The 6,493-nt window shown below is 68.1% G+C and carries 6 protein-coding genes; all 6 read left to right on the top strand.

Going from position 1 to position 6,493, the window contains the following annotated elements; translation table 11 throughout:
• Nucleotides 1-24 precede the first annotated feature (24 nt).
• Nucleotides 25-150 (top strand): hypothetical protein, encoded by a 126-nt coding sequence (locus tag WA805_RS26950; protein ID WP_425243746.1) that lies wholly within the window; start codon nt 25-27, stop codon nt 148-150.
• 12 nt (nt 151-162) lie between these two features.
• Entirely contained in the window at nt 163-738 is a 576-nt protein-coding gene (gene hpt, locus WA805_RS26945; RefSeq protein WP_422274873.1) for a hypoxanthine phosphoribosyltransferase, read from the top strand.
• 84 nt (nt 739-822) lie between these two features.
• On the top strand, nt 823-2,826 hold the full coding sequence (gene ftsH, locus WA805_RS26940; RefSeq protein ID WP_422274871.1) for an ATP-dependent zinc metalloprotease FtsH: 2,004 nt from the start codon (nt 823-825) through the stop codon (nt 2,824-2,826).
• 12 nt (nt 2,827-2,838) lie between these two features.
• Nucleotides 2,839-3,453, top strand: coding sequence for a GTP cyclohydrolase I FolE (gene folE, locus WA805_RS26935; protein WP_422290591.1), 615 nt, complete (start codon nt 2,839-2,841; stop codon nt 3,451-3,453).
• Nucleotides 3,454-3,816: 363 nt separating this feature from the next.
• Nucleotides 3,817-5,649 carry a phosphatidylglycerol lysyltransferase domain-containing protein gene (locus tag WA805_RS26930; protein WP_422290592.1) on the top strand — a complete coding sequence of 611 codons (1,833 nt, stop codon included), beginning with the start codon at nt 3,817-3,819 and terminating at the stop codon, nt 5,647-5,649.
• Nucleotides 5,650-5,726: 77 nt separating this feature from the next.
• Nucleotides 5,727-6,493 (top strand): dihydropteroate synthase (folP, locus tag WA805_RS26925; protein ID WP_425243745.1); only part of this gene is annotated, 767 nt, incomplete at its 3' end.

The raw sequence follows: 6,493 nt of genomic DNA, 5'->3' as shown, positions 1-6,493 counted from the left end.
GCGGCGGGCTGCCCGGCGGGCGCACTGACCGCCGGGCACGTGGCCCGCATCGAGGAGCTTGTCACCGGCTGGCACGGCCAGCGCTGGATCGACCTGCCAGGCGGCGTCCGCGCGTCCCGCCGGGCCGGCGAGCTGTGTTTCGAGAACTAAAGGAGCAGGTCTATGGACGCCGGGGACATGGGGCCATCGCTGAAAGAGGTGCTCATCACCTCCGACCAGCTCAGCAAGCGGACCGCCGAGCTGGCGGCGCAGATCGACGCCGATTACGCCGCCCGCGACTTGCTGCTCGTCGGGGTGCTGAAGGGCGCGGTGATGGTGATGGCGGACCTCGCTCGCGCTATGCACCTGCCCGTCCAGATGGACTGGATGGCGGTCTCGTCCTACGGCTCGGGCACGAAGTCGTCCGGCGTGGTGCGCATCCTGAAGGATCTCGACACCGACATCAGCGGCAGGCACGTGCTGATTGTGGAGGACATCATCGACTCCGGGCTCACGCTGTCGTGGCTTATCGGCAACCTGCGGTCGCGCGACCCCGCCTCGGTGGCGGTGTGCGCGATGCTGCGCAAGCCGTCGTCGGCGCAGATGGACGTCGACGTGGCCTACACGGGTTTCGACGTGCCCGACGAGTTCGTGGTCGGGTACGGCCTCGACTACGCCGAGCGCTATCGCAACCTCCCGTTCATCGGCACGCTGGCGCCGGAGGTATACGGGGGAGGGAACACATCTCGCGCCGGGTAACGTTGATGTACCGTCAGGTAAATCCTTGATTGTCGTCCTAGGCTGGTCAGGAGGGAACGGCCCCAGGTCGAGGGGTCGCTCGCAATGGAATTGAAGCGCTATTTCCGCGGCCCGCTGCTGCTAGTGCTGCTAGCAGTGCTGGTCATAACGATCACGCTTGGCTGGGCGAACTCCGGCAGCACTTACCAGTCCAAGGACACCTCCACCGTCGTGCAGATGATCGAGCGCGGCCAGGTCCGTTCTGCGGTGCTTACCGACAAGAACCAGACGATCCAGATCACCGCCAAGAACGGCCAGCAGTACCAGGCGGACTTCATCACCGGGCAGGGCCAGCAGCTCCAGCAGCTGCTGCAGAAGGAGTACGACGCGGGTAACCTGCCGGGCGGCTATGACGTGCAGATCCCCAAGTCGAGCACGCTGATCACCCTGCTTGAGACGTTCATTCCTTACGTGCTCTTCGCGCTGTTCTTCTTCTTCCTGCTGACCCAGATGCAGGGCGGCGGCTCGCGGGTGATGAACTTCGGCAAGTCGAAGGCCAAACTGATCACCAAGGACACGCCGAAGACCACGTTCGCCGATGTGGCCGGCGCCGACGAGGCCATCGAGGAGCTCCAGGAGATCAAGGAGTTTCTGCAGAATCCCGCGAAGTTCCAGGCGATCGGCGCCAAGATCCCCAAGGGCGTGCTGCTTTACGGCCCGCCGGGCACCGGCAAGACGCTGCTCGCCAGGGCGGTCGCCGGCGAGGCCGGCGTGCCGTTCTACTCCATCTCCGGCTCTGACTTCGTGGAGATGTTCGTCGGTGTCGGCGCCTCCCGGGTGCGTGACCTGTTCGAGCAGGCGAAGGCGAACGCCCCGGCCATCGTGTTCGTCGACGAGATCGACGCGGTCGGCCGGCACCGCGGGGCTGGCCTGGGCGGCGGCCACGACGAGCGCGAGCAGACGCTGAACCAGATGCTTGTCGAGCTCGACGGTTTCGACACCAAGGGCGGCGTGATCGTGATCGCCGCCACCAACCGGCCGGACATCCTCGACCCGGCGCTGCTGCGCCCCGGCCGGTTCGACCGGCAGATCGTGGTGGCCCAGCCCGACCTGACAGGCCGCAAGGGCATCCTGAAGGTGCACTCGCGCGGCAAGCCCATCGCGGCCGATGCCGACCTGGATATCATCGCCAGGCGGACCCCCGGCTTCACCGGCGCGGACCTGGCGAACGTGATCAACGAGGCGGCGCTGCTGACCGCGCGCCATAACGGCAAGCAGATCTCGATGGCCTCACTCGAGGAGGCCATCGACCGCGTGATGGCCGGCCCCCAGCGAAAGAGCGTGCTGCTGTCGGAGTCGGAGCGGAAGCTGATCGCCTACCACGAGGGCGGCCACGCCCTGGTCGGGCACGCGATGGCGCACGCCGACCCGGTGCACAAGGTCACGATCATCCCGCGCGGCCGCGCGCTCGGCTACACCCAGGCGCTGCCCACCGAGGACAAGTTCCTTGTCACCAGGGCCGAGATGCAGGACCAGCTGGCCATGCTGCTCGGCGGCCGCACCGCGGAGGAGCTGATATTCCACGAGCCGACCAGCGGTGCCGCCAACGACATCGAGAAGGCCACCCAGATCGCCCGCAGCATGGTCACCGAGTACGGGATGAGCGAGCGGCTCGGCGCGCGGAAGCTCGGCAGCGGCGACGCCGAGCCGTTCCTCGGCATGGACAGGTCGCACAGCCGCGACTACTCGGAGGAGATCGCGTCGTCGATCGACGAGGAGATCAAGCGGCTGATCGAGGGCGCGCACGACGAGGCGTGGGAGGTGCTCGTCGAGTACAGGGACGTCCTCGACGCGCTCGTGCTGCGGCTTCTTGACAAGGAGACCGTGGCGCGCAAGGAGGTCCTCGAGCTCTTCGCCACGGTGCAGAAGCGACCGGCTCGCGGCACGTACACCGGGTACGGCAAGCGGCTGCCTTCCGACCGCCCGCCGGTGCTGTCCCCGAAGGAACTCGCGCTCGCGGCGAGCTCAGGGCTCGGTGACGGCGGGATGCCGTCCAACGGTCAGGCGATCGGCTTCGGCGGCACCTCGGCTGGCGACGGCGACGACTAGAGTGGCGCGCCGATGATCGAACAGCCGGCGGCCGACGAGTTCACTCCAGAAGTGGCGCCGGTTGACCAGGAGCGCATTGAGCGCGCCGTCCGCGAGATACTGCTCGCCGTCGGCGAGGACCCGGAGCGCGACGGGCTGCTCGGCACCCCGGCCCGGGTGGCGCGGATGTACGCCGAGCAGTTCGCCGGCCTGCGGCAGCAGCCAGAAGACGTGCTGACCACCGTCTTCGACGCCGAGCATGACGAGATCGTGCTGGTGCGGGACATCGATATGTACAGCATGTGCGAGCATCACCTGGTGCCGTTCTTCGGCAAGGCGCACATCGGCTACATCCCGAACGGGAAGGGCGAGATCACGGGCTTGTCCAAGCTCGCGAGGCTCGTCGACGTGTACGCGCGGCGGCCGCAGGTGCAGGAGCGGATGACCTGCGAGATAGCCGACGCGCTGGTGCGGATCCTGGAGCCGCGCGGCGTCATCGTGGTGCTCGAGGCCGAGCACTTGTGCATGTCCATGCGCGGCGTGCGCAAGCCGGGGGCGAAGACCGTTACCTCGGCGGTCCGCGGGATCTTCCGCAAGGATGCGCGGACCCGCTCCGAGGCCATGAGCATGCTGTTCGCCCACCGCTGAACCGGGGCCACCGCTCGCACGTATCCATGGGTAGACGGGCGGGGGCCGACGCGAGGATTTGTGGTTTTAAGTCCCATTGTGCGGGTAACCGAAATTGGCGAAATTAGATCCAACCGAAAACGGCAACCTGCACGTCTAAGTAATAGCGGCTCATCTTTACGAGTCGTTAGGTCTTTCGCGGACGGTTGGAGGTACCGTGTCTATGGGGCAAGCGGTGTTGGCGGGGAGCCGCTGCGGCGTCCGTGAAGGTTGCCGCCAGCCAGCGGGTATGAAAATCTTCAGCAGATCACGAAACCGGCAGGTCGTGAGCCTGGCATGAGTACGCTGATGCTTCGTGATCCGGGGCCTGACAAGAGAATTGAGATGAGCGACAACTCTGCCGATCGTCTGGACCGGGAGGAAAAGACCGGTCTGCCGCAGCTTAAGGGCGGTAGGCGCCGGGCGTGGGTCCCAGGCATCGCCTCATTGCTCTGCCTGGTTATCGGATTGTCTGACGTCATCGCTATCTTCAAGCCTGCCTGGCACGCCAGACTGCACAACGTCAACGCCTTCGTGCCGGGCACGCTGACCAACGTCACGCGCAGCGCCGACGTGATCATCGGACTGATGCTGGTGCTGCTCGCGCACGGCCTGCGGCGGCGCAAGCGGCGGGCGTGGCAGGCAGTGCTCGCGCTGCTCGTGTTCGACATCGTCATCCACTTCCTCCATTTCCCGCGCGACCCGCGGCCCTATTCCGCGGTGGTGGCGATCGTCCTGCTCGCGGTGCTGCTGTTCTTCCACGAGGACTTCTACGCGCTCGGCGACCCGCGCACCAGGGGGTGGAACGCGTGGCGGGTATTCGGGATCCTGGCCGTCGCGGACCTGGCCATCGGGCTCGGCTACCTTGCCATGGGACCGCTGGACGGCAGCTACTCGTTCCCTGAGCGGGTACAGGACGTGGTGTACGAGCTCGTCGGCGTCTACGGTCCCGTGCAGTGGGCATCCGACGCACGCGGCGACCTGTACCACCTGCTGACCAGCGCGCTCGGCCTGTTCACGCTCGTGGTCACCGTGTACCTGTTCCTGCGGCCCGCGCAGCCGAGGGCCCGCCTCGGGGCGGCCGACGCGACGCGGATCCGCGAGTTGCTCGCCCGGCAGGGCGACAGGGACTCGCTCGGTTACTTCGCGCTGCGCAACGACAAGAACGTGATCTGGTCGCCGTCCGGCAAGTCGTGCGTCTGCTACCGCGTCGTGTCCGGCGTGATGCTCGCGTCCGGCGACCCGATCGGCGACCCGGAGGCGTGGCCCGGCGCCATCGCCGAGTTCCTCACCGTGGCGGCACGGCACGCCTGGCGCCCCGCTGTCATGGGATGCAGCGAGCTCGGTGCCGAGGTGTGGTGCCGGGAAGGCGACCTGACCGCTCTGGAGCTCGGCGACGAGGCGATCGTGAACGTCGCGGAGTTCAGCCTGTCGGGGCGTTCGATGCGTAACGTCCGGCAGATGGTGAACCGGGTGGCCAAGGCCGGGTACGTCGCCGAGATCCGGCGGGTGGGGGACATCCCGCGCGCGGAGCTTGACCGCGTCATCAAGGTCACGGACTCCTGGCGGGGCAGTTCCACCGAACGTGGCTTCTCCATGGCGCTCGGCCGCATCGGCGGTCCAGGCGACGGCGACTGCGTGCTGATGACCGCCACGGAGAACGGCGTGCTCCGCGCCATCCTGCACTTCGCGCCCTGGGGCGCCGACGGGCTGTCGCTCGACCTGATGCGGCGCGACAGGACCGCCCAGCCAGGGCTGAACGACTTCATGATCACGGAGGCGATCAAGGCCGCGCCTGGGCTTGGCGTTAAGCGCATCTCGCTGAACTTCGCGATGTTCCGCGCGGCGCTCGAGCGGGGCGAGCGAATCGGGGCCGGCCCGGTACTGCGCGCCTGGCGCGGGCTGCTGGTGTTCGCCTCCCGCTGGTTCCAGATCGAGTCGCTGTACAAGTTCAACGCCAAGTTCTGCCCGATCTGGGAGCCGCGGTTCTTCGTGTACCCCGGCACCCGCGACACGCCCAGGATCGCGATGGCGGCGCTCGAGGCGGAGGCATTCCTGGTCTGGCCGAAGCTCGAGGTCAAGCGGTACGCCAGGCGGCTCGCCCGCGCGCTGGGACTCGGCAGGCTGCGGGCGCGCGCCGCCGCGCGGCGGGAGTCGCCCCGCGTCACGCCCGGCTAGGTAAGCTAGGCAAGATGCCGAACCTGCCTGGGCTCCCGGGCCTGCCCGGCGCGCCAGCCGCCGACCGCTGCCTGGTCATGGGCGTGGTCAACGTGACGCCCGACTCGTTTTCCGACGGGGGTCAGTGGTACGGCGCCGCGGCCGCGATCCAGCATGGCCTTGACCTCGTGGCGCAGGGCGCCGACATCGTGGACGTCGGCGGCGAGTCCACCCGGCCAGGAGCGCAGCGCGTCTCGGCGGAGGAAGAGCTGCGCCGGGTCATGCCGGTCATCACCGAACTGGTCAAGGCCGGGGTAGTAGTCAGCGTGGACACGATGCGCGCCCAGGTGGCCGAGGCCGCCCTCGAGGCCGGGGTGAGCCTGGTCAATGACGTGAGCGGCGGGCTCGCCGACCCGTACATGCCCCGGCTGGTGGCGGAAACCGGTGTGCCCTACGTCGTCATGCACTGGCGCGGGCACAGCCACGACATGAACTCGCGCGCTATCTACGAGGACGTGGTCCGGGAGGTCAGGGACGAGCTCGCCAAGCGGATCTGGTCGGTGACCGCCGAGGGCGTCGACCCGTCGCTGATCGTGATCGATCCTGGGCTCGGTTTCAGCAAGCAGCCAGACTGGCAGGGCCCGGACGCGCACAACTGGGAGCTGCTCACAAGGCTGCGGGAGGTCGCGCACATCGGCGGCCAGGACTTCCCCGTGCTCGTCGGCGCGTCCCGCAAGCGGCACCTCGGCCGCCTGCTCGCCGCGCCGGACGGCACGCCGCGGCCGTTCGCTGAGACCGACGACGCCACCGTCGCGGTGACCGCGCTCGTCGCGGCCGAGGGCGCCTGGTGCGTACGGATCCACCG

The sequence above is a fragment of the Trebonia sp. genome (assembly GCF_049794275.1).
GTDB lineage: Bacteria > Actinomycetota > Actinomycetes > Streptosporangiales > Streptosporangiaceae > Trebonia.
Note: the sequence above shows the minus strand (reverse complement) of the source record. Positions and strands in the feature narration are given on the sequence as shown.